The sequence below is a fragment of the Streptomyces sp. NPDC104096 genome, from assembly GCF_055584385.1.
Genome location: NZ_JBVJMD010000093.1, coordinates 1 through 17,639, shown reverse-complemented (window position 1 = coordinate 17,639; position 17,639 = coordinate 1). Strand labels below are relative to the sequence as shown.

The 17,639-nt window shown below is 72.5% G+C and carries 16 protein-coding genes; 9 read left to right on the top strand and 7 right to left on the bottom strand.

All coding sequences use genetic code 11. From position 1 onward, the window contains the following. Window positions 1-323 precede the first annotated feature (323 nt). Both ACZ60B_RS40685 and fdhA read left to right on the top strand, forming a co-directional pair. Window positions 324-1,535 (top strand): amidase family protein, encoded by a 1,212-nt coding sequence (locus ACZ60B_RS40685; RefSeq protein WP_469396591.1) that lies wholly within the window; start codon window positions 324-326, stop codon window positions 1,533-1,535. A gap of 127 nt (window positions 1,536-1,662) precedes the next feature. Continuing rightward, complete coding sequence (gene fdhA, locus ACZ60B_RS40680; protein ID WP_469396589.1) at window positions 1,663-2,895, top strand: formaldehyde dehydrogenase, glutathione-independent; 1,233 nt, start codon at window positions 1,663-1,665, stop codon at window positions 2,893-2,895. 95 nt (window positions 2,896-2,990) lie between these two features. On the opposite strand, the gene ACZ60B_RS40675 is transcribed toward fdhA, so the two are convergent. Next, window positions 2,991-4,430, bottom strand: a complete 1,440-nt coding sequence (locus ACZ60B_RS40675; protein ID WP_469396587.1) for an amidase — start codon at window positions 4,428-4,430, stop codon at window positions 2,991-2,993. Between the two features lie 96 nt (window positions 4,431-4,526). On the opposite strand from ACZ60B_RS40675, the gene ACZ60B_RS40670 reads away from it, so the two are divergent. The 4 genes from ACZ60B_RS40670 to ACZ60B_RS40655 all read left to right on the top strand — a co-directional run bounded on the left by ACZ60B_RS40670 (window position 4,527) and on the right by ACZ60B_RS40655 (window position 7,704). Further along, entirely contained in the window at window positions 4,527-5,378 is an 852-nt protein-coding gene (locus ACZ60B_RS40670) for an AraC family transcriptional regulator (RefSeq protein WP_469396585.1), read from the top strand. Window positions 5,379-5,421: 43 nt separating this feature from the next. Next, window positions 5,422-5,802 carry a hypothetical protein gene (locus ACZ60B_RS40665; RefSeq protein ID WP_469396582.1) on the top strand — a complete coding sequence of 127 codons (381 nt, stop codon included), beginning with the start codon at window positions 5,422-5,424 and terminating at the stop codon, window positions 5,800-5,802. A 58-nt stretch (window positions 5,803-5,860) separates the two neighbouring features. After that, complete coding sequence (locus tag ACZ60B_RS40660) at window positions 5,861-7,141, top strand: MFS transporter (protein ID WP_469396580.1); 1,281 nt, start codon at window positions 5,861-5,863, stop codon at window positions 7,139-7,141. A gap of 242 nt (window positions 7,142-7,383) precedes the next feature. Further along, window positions 7,384-7,704 (top strand): hypothetical protein, encoded by a 321-nt coding sequence (locus tag ACZ60B_RS40655; RefSeq protein WP_469396578.1) that lies wholly within the window; start codon window positions 7,384-7,386, stop codon window positions 7,702-7,704. A gap of 165 nt (window positions 7,705-7,869) precedes the next feature. On the opposite strand, the gene ACZ60B_RS40650 is transcribed toward ACZ60B_RS40655, so the two are convergent. From ACZ60B_RS40650 to ACZ60B_RS40640, 3 genes are read right to left on the bottom strand one after another with little or no spacing between them, the layout of a single operon-like run. Beyond that, window positions 7,870-8,661, bottom strand: coding sequence for an ABC transporter permease (locus tag ACZ60B_RS40650; protein ID WP_469396574.1), 792 nt, complete (start codon window positions 8,659-8,661; stop codon window positions 7,870-7,872). Further along, the gene (locus ACZ60B_RS40645; RefSeq protein ID WP_469396570.1) at window positions 8,658-9,629 is read right to left on the bottom strand and encodes an ATP-binding cassette domain-containing protein; all 972 of its coding nucleotides are present in this window, start codon (window positions 9,627-9,629) and stop codon (window positions 8,658-8,660) included. Before ACZ60B_RS40645 ends, ACZ60B_RS40650 begins: the two co-directional genes overlap by 4 nt. A gap of 42 nt (window positions 9,630-9,671) precedes the next feature. After that, entirely contained in the window at window positions 9,672-10,334 is a 663-nt protein-coding gene (locus ACZ60B_RS40640; protein WP_469396568.1) for a DUF4097 family beta strand repeat-containing protein, read from the bottom strand. A 225-nt stretch (window positions 10,335-10,559) separates the two neighbouring features. On the opposite strand from ACZ60B_RS40640, the gene ACZ60B_RS40635 reads away from it, so the two are divergent. Next, window positions 10,560-11,297, top strand: a complete 738-nt coding sequence (locus tag ACZ60B_RS40635) for a helix-turn-helix domain-containing protein (RefSeq protein WP_469396564.1) — start codon at window positions 10,560-10,562, stop codon at window positions 11,295-11,297. Window positions 11,298-11,309: 12 nt separating this feature from the next. On the opposite strand, the gene ACZ60B_RS40630 is transcribed toward ACZ60B_RS40635, so the two are convergent. The 3 genes from ACZ60B_RS40630 to ACZ60B_RS40620 form a co-directional block, all read right to left on the bottom strand. Beyond that, complete coding sequence (locus ACZ60B_RS40630) at window positions 11,310-11,831, bottom strand: hypothetical protein (protein ID WP_469396562.1); 522 nt, start codon at window positions 11,829-11,831, stop codon at window positions 11,310-11,312. A 273-nt stretch (window positions 11,832-12,104) separates the two neighbouring features. Continuing rightward, window positions 12,105-14,519, bottom strand: a complete 2,415-nt coding sequence (locus ACZ60B_RS40625) for an ABC transporter permease (protein WP_469396560.1) — start codon at window positions 14,517-14,519, stop codon at window positions 12,105-12,107. Next, on the bottom strand, window positions 14,516-15,208 hold the full coding sequence (locus tag ACZ60B_RS40620; RefSeq protein WP_469396557.1) for an ABC transporter ATP-binding protein: 693 nt from the start codon (window positions 15,206-15,208) through the stop codon (window positions 14,516-14,518). The genes ACZ60B_RS40625 and ACZ60B_RS40620 overlap by 4 nt, the downstream gene beginning before the upstream one ends. A 223-nt stretch (window positions 15,209-15,431) precedes the next feature. On the opposite strand from ACZ60B_RS40620, the gene ACZ60B_RS40615 reads away from it, so the two are divergent. Together ACZ60B_RS40615 and ACZ60B_RS40610 are read left to right on the top strand one after the other, a co-directional pair. Further along, window positions 15,432-16,826 carry a sensor histidine kinase gene (locus tag ACZ60B_RS40615; RefSeq protein ID WP_469396593.1) on the top strand — a complete coding sequence of 465 codons (1,395 nt, stop codon included), beginning with the start codon at window positions 15,432-15,434 and terminating at the stop codon, window positions 16,824-16,826. After that, window positions 16,823-17,509, top strand: a complete 687-nt coding sequence (locus ACZ60B_RS40610) for a response regulator (RefSeq protein WP_469396555.1) — start codon at window positions 16,823-16,825, stop codon at window positions 17,507-17,509. The genes ACZ60B_RS40615 and ACZ60B_RS40610 overlap by 4 nt, the downstream gene beginning before the upstream one ends. Window positions 17,510-17,639 lie beyond the last annotated feature (130 nt).

Here is a 17,639-nt window from a genome sequence, read left to right as displayed (position 1 = left end):
TGGGGGCCGTGGTGCCTGGCGACGTCCTCAAGACAACCAGCCCGGACCGGTGTCCGCAATGACCCCTTTTACTAGTTGTGGCCGCATTCGAGGCGTCGACGCCCTGTGTGAGCTGGCTCTCAATCCGCAGGTCAAAGCACGGATGGGCGTCCAAACATGTCCCTTTCCGTCCACTATCGCGGGTAGTGGGTGACGTGGGTCATGTGGGGCGCCTCACCGGTTCGACCACGCTGTGTGCGTCGGGGTTCACGGTGCGGATGCGGCGGATGTGACCGCGGTCTCGAAAGCGGCCCTGGCTTCGGACGTCGATCGGAGGACGGACCGTGATCAGCACGGCCGAGTACGCGGCCCTGTCCGCAGCGGACATCGCGCGGCACGTCCACCGAGGTGATCTGTCGGCCCGCGAGGTCGTCACGGCCGCGCTGGCGCGGATCATGGAACGCGACGACGCCGTACGGGCGTTCACCGACATCTGGGCGGAGCGAGCCCTCGCCCGCGCCGCGGAGGTCGACATCCGGCTCGCCCGTGGCGCCGTACTGCCGCTGGCCGGAGTGCCGATCGGCGTCAAGGCCGGAGAGGGCGCCGACTCCTTCCAGAACGGTCGCCTGACCGCGGCCGGGTGCGTGCCGGTCGGCGCCACCTCGGTACCGCGCGGCCGGCAGGGCTGGCAGACCTACGGTCACACCGACCGCGGTCCCACCCTCAACCCGCTCGATCCGGCTTGGTCGCCCGGCGGGTCGTCGGCCGGGTCCGCAGCCGCCGTCGCCGCCGGCCTCGTACCGATGGCCAGCGGTTCGGACGGCGCCGGCTCCGTACGGATCCCCGCCGCGTGGTGCGGGATCACCGGCTTCAAGCCCACCAACGGACTGCTGCCCGCCCGCGACCGCGCGGGACTGAACTCACCGGGTGTGCTGGTCCGGAGTCCGCTGGACGCCGCCGCCTATCTGGACGCGGTCGCCCCCGTACGGACCGTCTCGACGGACCCGGCAGCGCCACCCACCGCCGCATGGTCGGCCACCCTGGGGTACGCCGACACCGACGCCGCCGTGGCCGCCGTCGCCCGTCGGGCCGCGCGGACACTTGCCGACCAGGGCATTCTCGCCGTACTGACGGACCGGCCGCTGACGCTGGAGGACCCCGCGCCGGCCTGGACGGCGTTGCGGGCGGGTGGCCAGCCGCCCGCGGACGTGGACCGTGTCGTCGCGGTCAACGGTGCACGCCTGCGGGACTGCTTCGCGCACGCCGACCTGCTCCTCACACCCACCACACCGCACCCGCCGCACGGCCACGACGGTCCCGGAGCCCGGATGAGTGTGGCATTGACCTGGGCTTTCAACATCACGGGACACCCTGCGCTCAGCCTGCCCGCCGGACGCACCGCGCGCGGCGAACCGGTCGGCCTGCAACTGGTCGCCCCCCATGGTGCCGACGCCCGGCTCCTGGCCGTGGCCTCCCGTGCCGCGCGTGCTCTGTCGGCCCGTACGGCCGCTCCGGACGAGGGGACCGGCGACGTAGGCTGGAAGCCGGTGCTCTGAGAAGTCGCCCTCTTCAGGGACGGCACCCGCCCGGAGGGTGGCCAGGACGCGCGGTCGGCAGCAGAGCCTGGCCTGCGCACGGCCGCCGGCATCCGAAGAGACGGCGCCGAAGGGACGGCGATCACGCATGAGCGACAACGGAAACCAGGCAGTGGCGTATCTCGAGCCGGGTGTGGTCGAGGTCAGGACCACGGACTACCCGACGCTGGAACTCCAGGACGGGCCGGGGGTGGCGCCCGAGAACATCGGCCGTATGTGTCGGCACGGGGTCATCCTCAAGGTGCTCGCCACCAACATCTGCGGCAGCGACCAGCACATGGTGCGAGGGCGCACGACGGCGCCCGCGGGGCTGGTGCTCGGACACGAGATCACCGGAGAGGTGGTGGAGCGGGGCCCGGACGTCGAGTTCGTCGAGGTGGGTGATCTCGTCTCGGTGCCGTTCAACATCGCCTGCGGGCGGTGCCGCAACTGCAAGGAACGCAAGACCGGTATCTGTCTGAACGTCAACCCGGCCCGGCCGGGGGCGGCGTACGGCTATGTGGACATGGGCGGCTGGGTCGGCGGCCAGGCCCGGTACGTGATGGTCCCGTACGCGGACTTCAACCTGCTGAAGTTCCCCGACCCCGACCAGGCACGCGAGAAGCTCCTCGATCTGACCATGCTGTCGGACATCTTCCCGACCGGCTTCCACGGTGCTTACACCGCGGGCGCGGGCGTCGGATCCACGGTGTACGTCGCCGGAGCGGGGCCCGTCGGTCTGGCCGCCGCGGCGGCGGCACAACTGCTGGGCGCGGCCGTCGTCATCGTCGGGGACCTCAACGCCGAACGCCTGGCACAGGCACGGAGTTTTGGCTGCGAGACCGTCGATGTGGCCGGCGCCGCCGTGGCGGACCAGATCGAACAGATCCTGGGCGAACCCGAGGTGGACGCGGCCGTCGACGCGGTGGGCTTTGAAGCCCGCGGACACGGCAAGGACGCCGAGGAGGCGCCCGCGACCGTCCTGAACTCGCTGATGAGCATCACCCGCGCGGGCGGTGCCCTCGGGATTCCCGGACTGTACGTCACGGACGACCCCGGCGGCGTCGACGACGACGCCCGGACCGGGACGCTGAAGGTGCGGCTCGGCCTCGGCTGGGCGAGGAGCCACACCTTCACCATGGGCCAGTGCCCGGTGATGCGCTACCACCGGGGGCTGATGATGGCGATCCTGCACGAGCGGGTGCACATCGCCAAGGCGGTGAACGCGACCGTGATCGGCCTGGAGGACGCCCCGCGCGGCTACGCCGAGTTCGATCAGGGCGCCAGCCGCAAGTACGTCCTGGACCCGCACGGCGCGCTGGCCGACGTACAGCCCGTCTGACCGGATTCGCCCCGCCCGGACGCGTCGGTCAGGTGGTGGTGCGGCTCGCGGTCGCACCACCACCTGCCGGGCCGTCCCGGCACCGGCCTTCGTGCTCAGCCGACCGGCGGGCGGCGGTCGGCCCAGGGGTGGGCGAGTTCGAGCGTGCGGGAGACCTGGAGCAGGAGGTCCTCCCGCCACGGCGCGGCCACGATCTGCACGCCGACGGGCAGCCCGGTGCGGGCGTCGTGATGGACGGGCACCGAGATCGCAGGCTGGCCGGTCACGTTGAACACCGACGTGAACACCCCCAGCGGGTAACTGTTCAGCAGTGCCGTCAGGGGATGGTCGTCGGTACCTGCCCGCCAGGCGCCGACGGGCGGCGGCAGGCACGCCGTCGTCGGCGTGACCAGGAGGTCGAAGCCGGCGAGGAAGCCCTCGACGATACGCCGCGACAACTGCTGGGCCCTGCGCACCCCTTCGGTGTACGACCACGAGTCCACGGACCGAGCCGCGGCCCGCAGGGCGCGGTTGTGGGGCTCGACACGGTCCGGATCCGCGAGCGGGACCCCGCTGCCGCCGACGTTCCAGACGGTCATGAACGCCGCCACCAACTCATCGGCCGGGGGCAGCGGGAGGGCGGTGTCGACGACGTGGTGACCGGCCGATTCCAGCGTGCGAAGCGTGACGGCGACGGCCGCGGCACACGCCGGATCCACGGTGATCCCCGCGATGGGAGAGTCGGTGAGCACCCCGATCCGCAGCCCCGACGGCGGGTCCGTCCGCAGCACGGAGGTGTAGGACCGCTGCGGGTTCGGCGGCGACCACCACAGGCCCGGATCGTGGCGTGCGAGCACGTCGAGGGCGGCCGCGGTGTCCGTCACCGTGCGGGTGAGCACACCGCTGGTGCCCAGCCCCTCCGCGTCGACGGTCGCGTTGCCGACCAGGCCGCGGGTGGGTTTGAGCCCGACGAGCCCGTTGCACGAGGCGGGGATGCGGATCGACCCGCCGCCGTCCTCGGCATGGGCGATCGGCGCCATCCCGGCGGCGACGGCGACACCCGCGCCGCTCGACGACCCGCCCGGCGTGCGATCCGGGTCCCACGGGTTGCGCGAGACGCCGAGGGTCTCGTTCTCGGTGAAGGGCAGGGCACCGAACTCGGAGGCGGTGGTCTTCCCGAGCAGGACGAAACCCGCGTCCACCAACCGTCGTACGACCGGGTCCGACGCCGTGGCAGGTGCCCGTCCGGTGCCGGCGGAGCCATGGGTGGTGGGCCAACCCGCCACGTCCACCAGGTCCTTGACCGGCAGCGGGACGCCGTGGAACGGCGGGAGGTCGTCGGCCGACGCGGCCCGCGCCACCACGTCGGCCGCTGCGGCCGCGGCCTTGCGGACGTCGTCGTCGGCCCGGTGGCAGAAGGCGTTGAGGCATGGGTCGAGTTCGTCCATCCGGTCGAGGTAGTGGTCGACGACCTCGACCGGGCTCACCTCCTTGCGGCGTACGGCCGCGGCGAGTTCGACGGCCGGGGTGAACGGGTCGATCGGCGAGCGCGTCACGAGTGGTCCCTTCTGGTCCGCGGTGCTTGCGGGAGCCGTCAGTCTCGGCGCGCCCGCTCCATCCCGTCTTGGACGAATGTCGCGTAACTTGGCGTCATGCGACCCGCCGAGCCGGCTCCTGACGCCGTGGCGGTGTGGGACATCGCCACGCCGTCCGGGCCCGGCCCGCTGCCCGGCGTCAGCATGGCCGGATTCCGGGGGCGCACCACGGACCCCGTCGACCTGGACATCGTCCCGTACCCGGCTGTCACGGTCGCCGTCGACCTGGGCGACGGACGACTCGCCGTCGACGACGGCAACGGCTGGCGGCAGAACGGCAGCTTTGTCCTCGGACTCGCGGTCGGCGGCGTCCGGGGCCGCGGCCGTGACATCGACTGCCTGCAGGTGCGGCTGTCGCCGGTGGTCGCGCACGCGGTGCTGGGCGTCTCCGCCGAGTCGAACGGGACGATGGTCACCCTCGACGACCTCTGGGGCCGCGAGGGCGCGCGCACGCGGGAACGACTGCACGCCGCCCGCTCCTGGGAGGACCGGTTCGCGATCGCGGCGGCGACGCTCGTCCGACGGTACGAGACGGGCCGGACGATCGATCCCGAAGTCGCCTTCGTATGGCGGCAGATGGTGACGAACCGGGGAGGGGTCCGGGTCGAGCGGCTGGCGGCCGAGGTCGGCTGGAGCCGTAAGCGCCTGTGGTCCCGGTTCCGGTCCCAGATCGGCCTCACCCCCAAGCGCGCCGCCCAGTTGGTCCGTTTCGACCACGCGGCCCACCGGCTGGCCGCGGGCCACAGCGCCGCACGGGTGGCGGCGGAGATCGGCTATGCCGACCAGTCCCACCTCCACCGCGATGTCATGGCGTTCGCCGGTGTGACACCCACGGCCGTCGCGGCCGCGCCGTGGCTCGCGGTCGACGACATCGCGTGGGCCGCCCCCGCCTACCTGTCCAGTTCATGATCCGACGGTCCGCCGCATGGGCACCGTACGCCGGGGAGGCCGCATGAGAGTCGCTGTCCGGGCGTGGTTCTGCGTCTGGTTCGTCGTGGGCGCGCTGGGCTCGCTCGGTCTGCTGACGGCCCTGACCGTCGGTCCGTTCCTGCTGCCCGTCGCGGTTGCCGCAGCTGCGCTCCTGGCGGTGCGGCGAGGCTCGTCGGCCGGGCTTCCGGGGCTGGTCTCCGGGCTCGGCGTACCGCTTCTGTACGTGGCCTTCCTCAATCGCGACGGCCCGGGGAACGTGTGCGCCACGACGGCCTCCGGCCAGTCCTGCGTGGACGAGTTCGACCCGTGGCCGTGGCTGGCCGCGGGGACGGTTCTCCTCCTCGCCGGGATCGTGCTCGCTGCGGTCCTGCGGCGCCGGAGGGATCCCGCCACCCGGCAGTAGGGCCTGGCTGACGATTCCCGTCTGCCCTGCGATGTCATGCACGCTCTAGGCTGACGCGGTGACAGACGTGGCGAACGAAGTTCATGATGCCGAGCCGGAGTTCGAGAGACCGAGCCTGTGGCGGCAGCGGGATTTCATGCTGCTGTGGGGCGGCCAGACGGCCAGCGAGATGGGCTCGGCGGTCACCCAGCTGGCGTTGCCGCTGGTCGCGGTCGTCGCGTTGCAGGCGAGCACGTTCCAGGTCGGGCTGCTGACCGCGGCCACCACGGCGGCGTTCGCGCTGATCGCGCTGCCCGCGGGCGCGCTGGTGGACCGCGGCTCCAAGCGATCCATCATGATCGTCTGCGACCTCCTCCGGCTGCTGATCATCGGCTCGGTCCCGGTGACGGCGGCTCTCGGCACCCTGACGATGACTCAGCTCTACGTCGTCGCCGCCGCGGCCGGTGTGTGCACGGTGTTCTTCGACGTCTCGTACCAGAGCTACGTGCCGTCGCTGATCAGCGCCGAGTACCGGATGGAGGCCAACGGCAAGATGGGGACGACCCAGGCGTTCGCGCAGCTGGGGGGACCCGGCGTGGGCGCGGGACTGGTCGCGGTGCTCGGTGCGGCGGGGGCGATGACCGCCGACGCGATCTCGTACGCGGTCTCCGTCGTCTCGGTCCTCGGCATCAGGAAGCGCGAGGAGCCGCCGCCCGCGCGGCGGCCCGACGAGACGCTGCGGAGCCAGATCGCCGAGGGACTGCGCTTCGTCGCCGGGCACAGGGTGCTGCGCAAGGTCGTGGCGTGCACGGGCACCGCGAACCTGTTCGGCGGCATGGGCACGGCCCTGGAGATGATCTTCCTCGTCCGGGAGCTGCACGTGAGTCCCGCGCTGATCGGGCTGATCACGGCGGGCACGGCCGTCGGCGGGATCGTCGGGGGTGCCCTCGCCGGCCGGCTCGCCAGGAAGATCGGCTCGGCGCGGATCATCTGGATGTCCATGCTGGTGTTCAGTGCGCCGCAGGTCGTCGCGGCGGCGGCCTGGCGCGGCTGGGGCGTGCTGTTGGTCCCGCTGGGCTGGGGCATCGCGTACTTCGCCGGGATGGTGTACAACGTCGCGCAGCTCAGCTACCGGCAGTCCGTGACGCCGCCCGAGCTGATGGGCCGGATGAACGCGGCCGTCCGCTGGGTCGTGTGGGGCACGCTGCCGCTCGGCGGCATTCTCGGCGGAGTGCTCGGCACGCAGATCGGCGTGCGGCCCACGCTCGGGCTGGCACTGGTCGGCTCGTGGGCGGCCGGCTGGTTCGTGTTCTTCTCCCCGCTCCGCCGCCTGCGCGACGTCCCCGCACCCGCCGTCTGACGGAGCCGCAGTTCCTGCCGGAGTGAGTGCCAGATCCATCATGCCTGTTCGAAGGCCGTTCGCGGTAGGACGGAGAGCACGTCCGTCCGGGCTTGTCGCAGCTGGTGGCCTGCCCGCAGACTCGTCGTCATCCACTCCTCGACGTTCGTGTCGGCAACCGTTCTCGGCTGTCGGCGCGTTCGTCGTGTTGTCCCGTCGTGTGACGGGTGCGGGTCGGGGGGTGAGGGAGCGAAGGGGGACGGATGGATCAGGACATGGTCATGCGGGCGAGGGTGCGACTGCTCAGCGCCAACCAGCGGGTGGTGCGTGGCACCGAAGGGCTGTGGATCTACCGCCTGTTGACCCAGGTCGAGCCGGAGGCGTACGGGTCGAAGCTGGCGTACGTCCTGGTGGAGGCCAGCGCCTCGGCGCAGGTGCGGGACCTGCCTCGGCGGCGGCTGGCGCTGTTGGACGAGGCGGTGGCGGTGGCGACGGCCCTCGACGCCGCGAACCCCTACCGGGCCAAGATGCTGTCGAGGGCGCTCGCGGCCCGGCGGGAACTCGAGGAGTGGCAGGCGATGTAGCGGGACAGGCGACCGCGTCGACCGTCGTCGTGGTGGGTCGGCCGCGCACCGGTCCCGGTCCCGCCTGGGTGCGCGCGGATCGCCTCCGCGTGAGCCGGGGCGAAAGGCCGCGACACCCGAGCCCGTCCGGGCTCGGGTGTCGCGGGTGTCGCGTGTGGCGGTCGGTCACTTCGGGTCGCGTCTGAAGGAGGCGGTCGACCAGCGGTAGCCGAGTGCCGCGAGCACCAGGCACCAGGCGACGGCGAGCCAGCCGTTGTGGCCGATCTCGGTGCCGAGCAGGAGACCGCGGAGGGTCTCGATGGCGGGGGTGAAGGGCTGGTACTCGGCTATCGGCTGGAACCAGCCGGGCATCGCGTCGATCGGGGTGAAGGCGCTGGAGATGAGGGGGAGCAGGATCAGCGGCATGGCGCTGTTGCTGGCGGCCTCGGCGTTGGGGCTGGCCATGCCCATGCCGACGGCGATCCAGGTGAGCGCCAGGGCGAACAGCGTGAGCAGTCCGAACGCCGCCAGCCACTCCGGCACGGTGGCGTCGGTGGAGCGGAAGCCTATGGCCACGGCGACGGCGCCGACGAGGACGACGCTGGCCACCGACTGCATGACACTGCCGACGACGTGCCCGATGAGCACGGACCCGCGGTGGATGGCCATGGTGCGGAAGCGGGCGATGATCCCCTCGGACATGTCGGTGGCGACGGACACGGCGGCGCCGATGACGGTGCTGCCGATGGTCATCAGCAGGATGCCGGGGACGACGTAGGCGATGTAGGCGGAGCGGCCCGAGCCGCCGTCGTCCAGGCCCGCGCTCATCGTGTTGCCGAAGATGTAGACGAACAGCAGGAGCAGCATCACCGGGGTGAGCAGGAGGTTCAGGGTGAGCGAGGGATAGCGCCGGGCGTGCAGGAGGTTGCGGCGCAGCATGGTGGTGGAGTCGCGCACGGCGAGAGAGAGGGCGCTCATCGGACAGTCTCCTTCGACTGGTCGGTCTGGGTGGGCACGCCGGTGTTGCCGGTGAGGGCGAAGAAGACGTCGTCGAGGTCGGGGGTGTGCACGGTCAGTTCGTCGGCCTCGATGCCGGCGGTGTCCAACCGGTCGAGGATCGCGCGCAGTTCGCGCTGGCTGCCGTCGCTGGGGATCTGGAGCGCCAGGGCCTCGTCGGCGCGGGTGGCGTCGCGCAGGGCGTGGGCGGCCGTCCGGTAGACGGCCGGGTCGGTGAAGCGGAGCCGGACGTGCCCGCCGGGGACGAGCCGCTTCAGCTCGTCGGCGCTGCCCTCGGCGGCGATCCTGCCGTTGCTCAGAACGGCTATGCGGTCGGCGAGTTCGTCGGCCTCCTCCAGGTACTGGGTGGTGAGGAGGACGGTGATGCCACCGTTGACCAGCTCGCGGATGATCTGCCACATGTTGTGGCGGGCACGCGGGTCGAGGCCGGTGGTCGGCTCGTCGAGGAAGATGATCCGCGGGCTGCCGACCAGGGTCATGGCGATGTCGAGGCGGCGCTTCATGCCGCCGGAGTAGGTGGAGGCCGGCTTCCCGGCCGCCTCCACCAGGTCGAAGCGTTCGAGGAGTTCGGCCGTGACGCGCCGTCCCTCGCGCCGGGACAGGTGGTGCAGGTCGGCCATGAGGAGCATGTTCTCCTCGCCGCTGATCAGGCCGTCGACGGCGGAGAACTGTCCGGTCACGCCGATCGCGGCACGTACGGCCTGCGGGTCGGCGGCCAGGTCGTGGCCGCCGACCCGGATCTCCCCGGAGCCGGGGCCGGGGGAGACGAGGGTGGAGAGGATGTTGACGGTGGTGGTCTTGCCTGCGCCGTTCGGGCCGAGCAGGGAGAAGACCGTTCCTTCGGGGACGTTCAGGTCGATGCCGTCGAGGACGGTCTTGTCTCCGTAAGCCTTGCGCAGCCCGTGTGCCGCGATGGCCAAGCCGGTCATGAGTGGGTGCTCCTTCTGGGGCTGCGGGTCAGGGGTCGAGGGTCAGAGGCTGCGGGCGGTGATGTCGCCCTGGGAGGTGGTCGCGTGGATGTGGAGCTCGGTGGTGCCGTCGTTCTTGAGGTCGTTGCTGACGCGGCCGTGCGAGGTGCCGGCGTCCAGGGCGGCCGAGACCCCCGAGGCGGCGCCGACCGAGATGTCGCCCTGCTGGGTGCGGAGTTCGACCTTGCCGCGGACGGCCTCGGCGATCCGGATGTCGCCCCGCATGGTGGTGATCCGGGCGGGGCCGCCCAGCCGGCCGACCTCGACGTCGCCGTCGGTCGCGGTGAGGTCGACGCTCGCGGCCTCGTCGATCTTGATCTGCTGGTAGGCGCCGTCGAAGACGACCTCGCCGAGACGTCCCACCACCCGGAACTCGGTGGCGGCCGCCTTGGCCTCCACGCGGGAGCCGGCGGGCAGTTGGACGGTCGCCTCGACGGCACCGGAGGAGCCGAGGAGCTGGTTCCCCGTCGGGACCTCGATCCGCAGGACTCCGTCGGCGAAGGCGACCGTGGTCTGCTCGGCCGCCTTCACGTCGCGGCTCTTCGCGGCGTTCGCGGGCCGGATCTCGACCGCGGTGTCGGCCCGGTCGGCGGCGATGACCTGGATGCGGCCCGCGGGGATGTCGAAGACGGCGGAGATCGGGGCGGGGGTGTCGAACTTCTGCATCGTTCTCTCCTTGCGAGTCCTTGTTTCTGACAATGGAAAAGCTACGTTGCGTTCGATGATGTGGCAACCATGACGTTGCATCAAATCGCTGTTATCGCTGGTGGATGGAGCGATTTTGTTGCAACGACCCTGAACGTAACGCAACAGCACTCCACGACAGTTGTTGCAATGGACTGAGCGTGAACGCTATGCTGACGGCATCACGGGAACATGGAGGAGATGGCGATGCCGGGAGGCAGACTCACCCAGAAGGACCGTCAGCAGATCGCGCTCGGGCTGGCCGACGACCTTCCCTACGCGGAGATCGCCCGCCGCCTGGAGCGTCCGACCTCGACGATCACGCGTGAGGTGATGCGCAACGGCGGCCCCACCGCCTACCGCGCGGACCTGGCCCACCGCGCCACCGAACGCCGGACCCACCGGAGCAGGCCCGCCGCCGCCCGGGGGGAGCGGACCGCGGCCCTGCCGCACGGACGCGACCCCGTGGCCGTGGCCGAGTACGAGGAGCAGTTCACCACCGTCATGATGCAGTCGGGCCTGTCCAAGATGATGGCGCGGGTGATGGTCAGCCTCATGACCGCGGACAGCGGCAGCATGACCGCGGCCGAACTGGTGCAGCGCCTTCAGGTCAGCCCGGCGTCCGTCTCCAAGTCGATCGCCTTCCTGGAGAGCCAGGCCCTCGTGCGCAGGGAGCGCGACGAACGCCGCCGCGAGCGTTACGTCGTCGACGAGGACCTCTGGTACCAGTCGATGATCGCCAGCGTCCGTTCCCTCACCCAGCAGGTCGAACTGGCGCGCCAGGGCGTGGGCGTCCTCGGCCCGGGCACCCCGGCCGCCGTCCGGCTGGAGAACGTCGCCCGCTTCCTCGACTTCGTGTCCGAGAGCCTCGCCCGTGCCGCGGAGCAGGCCCGCGACATCCTCTCCACGAAGGCCGAGCCGACCGCGGACGACAGCGGTTCCTGACGCGGCTCGGCGTCACATGTCCTGGCAGGCCCTGGCCTTGAACTCCGCCGTGGGCACGGTCACGGCGGCTTCGTCGCCGCTGTCCGAGACGGCTTCGTAGCGGACCTCTCCCGGGGCGAGCCGGTCCCGGTCGGCCAGGGTGAAGGAGACGCTGCTCGACGACGACGTGTTGTCCTCGGTCCAGCCGTAGAAGGTGTACGAGGTCCTGGCGACGAGCGGGGTCAGGGGCTTCGTCGCGGTCCAGTCCGGGGCTGGAGCGCCGAGGGGCCAGGTGGTCAGACCGGCGGTGAGGCGGTGGTCGGCGGTCCACTCGCCCACCGTCACCGTTTTGCCGGCGTCGGCGCTGTCCACGTAGAGGGCGGCGCCGTCGAGGTGATGCCCGCAGACCATCAGCACGCCGAGGAGACGGCCGTCGGCGGTGACGGAGACACCGGCGACGGCATCGACGGAGGCCCCGCATCCCGATGTCGCGGCCAGGGTCAGACCGACCGCGACGGCACCGGCGAGGCGCCGGATCACCGGCCGCGAGAACACCGACCACATGCTGAGCCCCCCTGCTCAGGGGCGCGCAGGGCCCCTGTCCCTGGATGGTAGGGGCGAGCGGTGTCGGCCGGCGGTCCTGCCGCCCACCCGTTGCGCGCTCGTTGTCGCTCCGTCGCCTCGGCGAGGGTCACTCACCGTCCGCGCCGACTGCCGCCCACCGGAGCAGGCCGCACACCGTCGGCGTCGGTCCCCGCCACCGACGCCGGACGGCCGACCCCGCCGTGTTCAGGCGGGCAGCGCACGACGCCGGTGGCGGTAGGCCGGTCACTCCGTGCGCAACGCCGTGGCCGTGCGGACCCTGGCCGCCCAGCCCGCCGGAGCCGTCGCGCCCACCAGGGCGACGGCCACCCCGGCCAGGCCCAGCAGCACCAGTTGCGGGGTGTCGTACACGTCGAGGACCGACGGCGGCAGTCGGGTGCCCGCGGACTCTCCCATGACCGGCAGCACATACCCGTGCAGCGCGAACCCGGTCGGGACGCCGATCAGTCCGCCGACCACACCGATCCCGGCCACCGAGGCGAGCACGAGACCCACGGTCTGCCGCGGGGACATGCCGAGCGCCTTGCACACCCCCAGGTCGTGGACGCGTTCGCGGGTGTCGAGGACGACGGAGTTGAGCACCCCGAGGGCCGCCACGGACACCAGCATCAGGGTGAGCAGCGCGGCCATCGCCTCCAGCAGAACGATCATGCCTCCCCCGTCCTGGGCGGATTCGGCGAAGGCGTCGCCGCCCAGCGGCTGGACCACCGCGGCGAGCTTCCGCGCGTAGTCGGCGGGGGAGACCCCGGACTTGACCTCGATGTGGAAGGCCCCCGGCTTCGCCTTGGTGAAGCTGTCGAGATCCGCGTGGAGCCGCAGCCCGTCGTCCGACGTGTCGAAGGCCTCGCCGACGATCCGCAGGCTCACCGTCTCCTTCTCGAAGGTCACCCGGACGGTGTCGCCGATCCGGTCGCCGGTCCGCTCCAGGAAGGCGGTGGGCACCACGACCTGGCCCCGGCCGGAGATCCAGTGCCCCGCGATCATCTCGTAGCCGCCGGAGCTGGAATCACCCTGATAGAGGGTCGCCCGGACGGCGCCGGAGATCCCGGCCACCGTGGCGTCGCCGGTCGCCGTGCCGTAGTACGAGGCGGTGCCGGGCTGCGCCGCGATCGCGGCGCGCACCGCCGCAGGGTCGGCCGACGGCTGGGACCGGTTCGGTCCCGAGGCGGCGGGCGCGTTCCCCTGGCCGCCCGCGGGCGCCTTCTCCACCCGGTGCCGCCCGGGGCCCGGGGCGGACACGCCGCTGATGGCGGTGACATCGGCGCTCTCCTCGGGATCCTGCGCGTTCGCCACCGCGTCGAGGGACTGCGTCAGCCCCACCGCGAACGTCGCGGCCACCGTCCCGAAGGTCACCGCGAGCACCATCGCGATCGCCCGCACGGGATGCGCGAAGGGACTCGCGAGGCCGTACGTCACCGGCCGCGGCAGCGGCAGCCGCCCCGCGATCCGGTGCGCCCACTGACCGCGCGCGGTGCGCGGCGCCCTGCCCACGGCGATGGCCTCGACCGTACGCAGCCGGCCCGCCCGCAGCGCGGGCACCAGGGCCGCGACGGCCACCACCAGCAGCGCGGCGGCCGGCACCACGACATCCACCCACCAGGCCACCGACAGCGACACGGTGCCGTACGCGGACTCGGTGTCCTCCAGCAGCGGCACGGCCAGCAGGTTGCCGAGGACGACCCCCAGCGTGATACCGGCCGCGGCGGGGATCAACGCCTGGGCCACATAGGCCCGTACGACCTCTCGCGGAGTGAATCCGATGGCCTTGAGGATGCCGATCCGGCGCAGACTCGTGCCCACGGCGCCGCTGATGACACTGCCGACGATGATCACCGACATCACGATGCCGAGCACGCCGAACGCGAACAGGAACGGGATCGTCGCCGCCGCGCCCTGATTGGCGGCGTGCTTGGTGTCCAGCCACGACTGGGTGCCGACCAGTGCCCCGGCGGGCAGGGCGGCGGCGAGCTTCTTCCGGTCCGCCGTGATCTGCGCCTTGGTCGCCGCCGAGTCGAAGCGGTAGAGCATCTGGCTGGTGAGGACGGCGTCCCCGGTCGCCAGCGCCCTGACCTGAGCGGGCGTCGTCCACACATCGGCGCTGGCGCTCGCCGACAGCGCGAAGCCGACGACGGTCAGCGTCCGCGCGTCCGCGGCGTCGGAACTCCTCAGCGTCGAACCGACCTTGAGGAACGGACCGGAGAACGAGGCGGACAGCACGATCTCGCCCGAAGTGCGCGCCCACCGGCCCGACTTCAGGTCCACTTCGTCCACGTCGCTCTTCGGGCCGGACCGTCCGACCAGCGTCAGCGAGGGCAGGTGCCCGCCGTCCTGGTCCACCAGGGCGACCGTCGTGGCCGGGAACGGGCCCGCGCTCGCCGTGACCCCCGCCAGCCGACGGGTGCTCGCGAGCCGTGCCGCGCTCACCCGGTCCGGGTCGAGCGACGCGGTGAGGTGCGCCCCGTGCTGGCGCGCGAAGGCGTGGTCGAAGGGAGCGTTCGTCGCGACCAGCAAGGACCCGGCCACCACGGCCGAGGCGACCGCCATCATCGTGGCCACGGCGATCACCAGCGTCTGGACGCGTCGTCTGCCGACCCCGGAGCGCACGACCCGCCCGAGGGCACCGCTGCCGAACCCGATCATCGGACGGCCTCCGCGCGCGTGTCGGCGGCGACCCGGCCGTCGACCAGACGGATGGTGCGCTGCGCGCAGGTCCGGGCCAGCTCCAGGTCGTGGGTGACCAGGACGACGGTCTGCCCGCCGCGGTGCAGATCCACCAGCAGCTCCCGTACGTCCTGACCCGACGCGGTGTCCAGCGCGCCGGTCGGTTCGTCGGCGAGCAGCAGGGCGGGCTTGTTCACCAGGGCCCGTGCCACCGCGACCCGTTGGCGTTCGCCGCCGGACAGCCGCCCCGGGTAGGCGCGGGCGTGCTTCTGGATCCCCAGCACCTCCATCAGCTCCCCGGCCCGGGACGCGGCCGCCCGCCGGGTGGTCCCGGTGAGCTGGGCGGGAAGCTGGATGTTGTCGGCGACGGTGAGGTCGTCGAGCAGGTTGAAGAACTGGAAGACCATGCCGATCCGCTCCCGGCGGAAGCGGGCCAGCGCGTGCTCGCCGAGCCCGTCGACGCGCTGCCCGGCCACGGTCACCGTGCCCTCGGTCGGCCGGTCCAGACCGGCGATGAGATTGAGCAGCGTGGACTTGCCGCTGCCGGACGGCCCCGTCACGGCCAGGGCCTCGCCCTGGGCCACGGCGAGGTCGACCGGTCCGAGCGCCGCGGTGTCGGCGCCGCCGTACCGCTTGGCCACGCCCTCCAGTTCGATCACCTGAGTCATGGGTGTGCACGTCCTTCGTGGTCGGGAAGCCGATGCCCGGTGCGGGCTCGGTGAACGTACGGGCGGACGTGCCGGCGGCGCGTCGGCCGTGGCACCGACATCCGGCCCTCCCCGCGGAGGACCCGGCCGCGGGGTCATCCTCGAGGAGTACGCCCGACGGACAGAAGCGCTGGTCACACAGGCGGACGCCGACCTGTGGCACGGGCCGCACAATGTACGGGTGATGGAGACGGAGGCCCCGTACGAGCGGCCGCGCGGCGCGCCGTGGGCGAACGGCTGGCGAGAGCGGGCCGGCGACCTGCTGCGGCCCGGTACCTGGTGGGCGCGCGTCCGCGACGCGATGGGCCCGGAGGGCGAGCCCGCTCCGCTGTCCCGGCGGGCGGTGCGCCTGGACGTGGTGCTGGCCGTCGTGCTGACCGTCGTGGCGCTGATCGCGGCCGCGCGCTATCCCGGCGACGGGCCGGTACGGATCAGCTCCAGGGCCGTCGACGCGGGCCGGGCGGCGCTGCCGTACGTACCGGCCGTCCCGGACCCCGGCCCCGGGTTCCGTCCCGAGGCCGGCTACGAGGCGGAGCCCGCGGCGCCGCCGTGGGGGCTGGTCGTGCTGTCGGCGCTGCCGCTCGTGGCCCGGCGCAAGTATCCGCTGCTCACGTTCGGGGTGGTCGCCGCCGCCGCGCTGGCGATAGGCGACAGCGTCTCCTGGATCAACGTGCTGACGTGCAGCATCGCTGCGTACGGAGCCGTCGCGCTGAGCCGCTACCGGACGCGGGCGATGGCCGCGCTGGTCGTCACCGCCGTGCTGGCGGGTATCGCGTTCCGGGACTCGGACCCGGTGCTCCCCGGCTGGTCCAGTCCCGCCGTCGTGCTCCTGGTCGTCGGGGTGCTGGCCAGCCTCGTGCGCCTGGGGCGCCGACGGCTGGAGGCCAGCCGGAAACGCTTCACGGACCTCCAGCAGGCCCAGGAAGAGGCCACGCGCAGGGCCGTCGAGGAGGAACGCGCCCGGATAGCCGCCGAACTCCACGACGTCGTCACCCACAATGTGAGCGTGATGGTCATTCAGGCGGGCGCGGCGCGCAAGGTGATGGACGCGGCCCCCGAGCGGTCCAAGCAGGCACTGCTGGCGGTGGAGGCCGGCGGCCGCGCCGCCATGGCCGAACTCCGCCATGTGATGGGCCTGCTCGCGGGCCCGGCGGCGGGCGCCGACACCCCCGCCGACGGCCTGGAGCCGCAGCCCGGCCTCGGCCAGCTCGACGCCCTCGCCGAACGGGTGCGGGCCGCCGGGACACCGGTGGACCTGACGGTGTCGCTGCCGCCCGGGCCGCTGCCGCCGGGGGTGGAGCTCACGGCGTACCGCGTCGTCCAGGAGGCGCTCACCAACACGATCAAGCACGCGGCGGGCGCCGACGCGACGGTGACGATCGGCTTCGCCGGCTCCTGGCTGGAGATCGAGGTCACCGACACGGGAGCGGTCCGGGACTCGCCGCCGGTGGACGGCAACGGCCGCGGCCTGATCGGGCTGCGCGAGCGGCTCGCGCTCTACGGCGGCGAGCTCACCGCCGGACCGACGCCCGCCGGCGGCTACCGGGTCGCGGCCCGCATCCCGTGGGAGGCGCCGTGAGCGGGCCCGCCCTGCGCGCGGTCATCGCGGACGACCAGGCCCTGGTCCGCACCGGCTTCGGGATGATCCTCGCAGCCGACGGCATCGAGGTGACGGCCGAGGCGGCGGACGGGGCGGAGGCGGTCGACGCCGTCCGGCGCACCCGGCCCGACGTCGTCCTCATGGACATCCGGATGCCGCGGATGGACGGCATCGAGGCCACCCGGCGCATCCTCGGCAGCGGATCCGACGGCACCCGGGTCATCATCCTCACGACGTACGACCTCGACCACTACGTGTACGCGGCGCTCACCGCCGGAGCGAGCGGCTTCCTGCTCAAGGACGTCACCCCCGAGCACCTCGTGGCGGCCGTGCGGCTGGTGCGCTCCGGTGACGCGCTGCTCGCGCCGACGATCACCCGCAGGCTGATCGAGCGGTTCGCGCACCAGGAGGAGTCCCCGCGGACGGCCCTGCACCGCGACCTGTCCGGGCTGACCCCGCGCGAACTGGAGGTGCTCCGTCTGCTGGCGACCGGCCTCAGCAACGCCGAGCTCGCGGACCGTCTCTTCCTCAGCCCGACCACGGTCAAGACGCATGTCGGCCGCATCCTGTCGAAGCTCGATCTGCGGGACCGCGTGCAGGCCGTCGTACTCGCCTACGAGAGCGGTCTGATCTCCCCGCAGGGCCCGTCCGGCACCGGCTGACGACCGGGCCCGGCCGAACGGCGGGGCCGGGCCCGCTAGGGCGTGTTTCGAAAGTGGCGTCGTCCGCCCGAAGGGCGGGCCCGGCGGCGTCTGGTGCGTGCGATCGCAAGGCGGAGGGTCGCCCCGATAC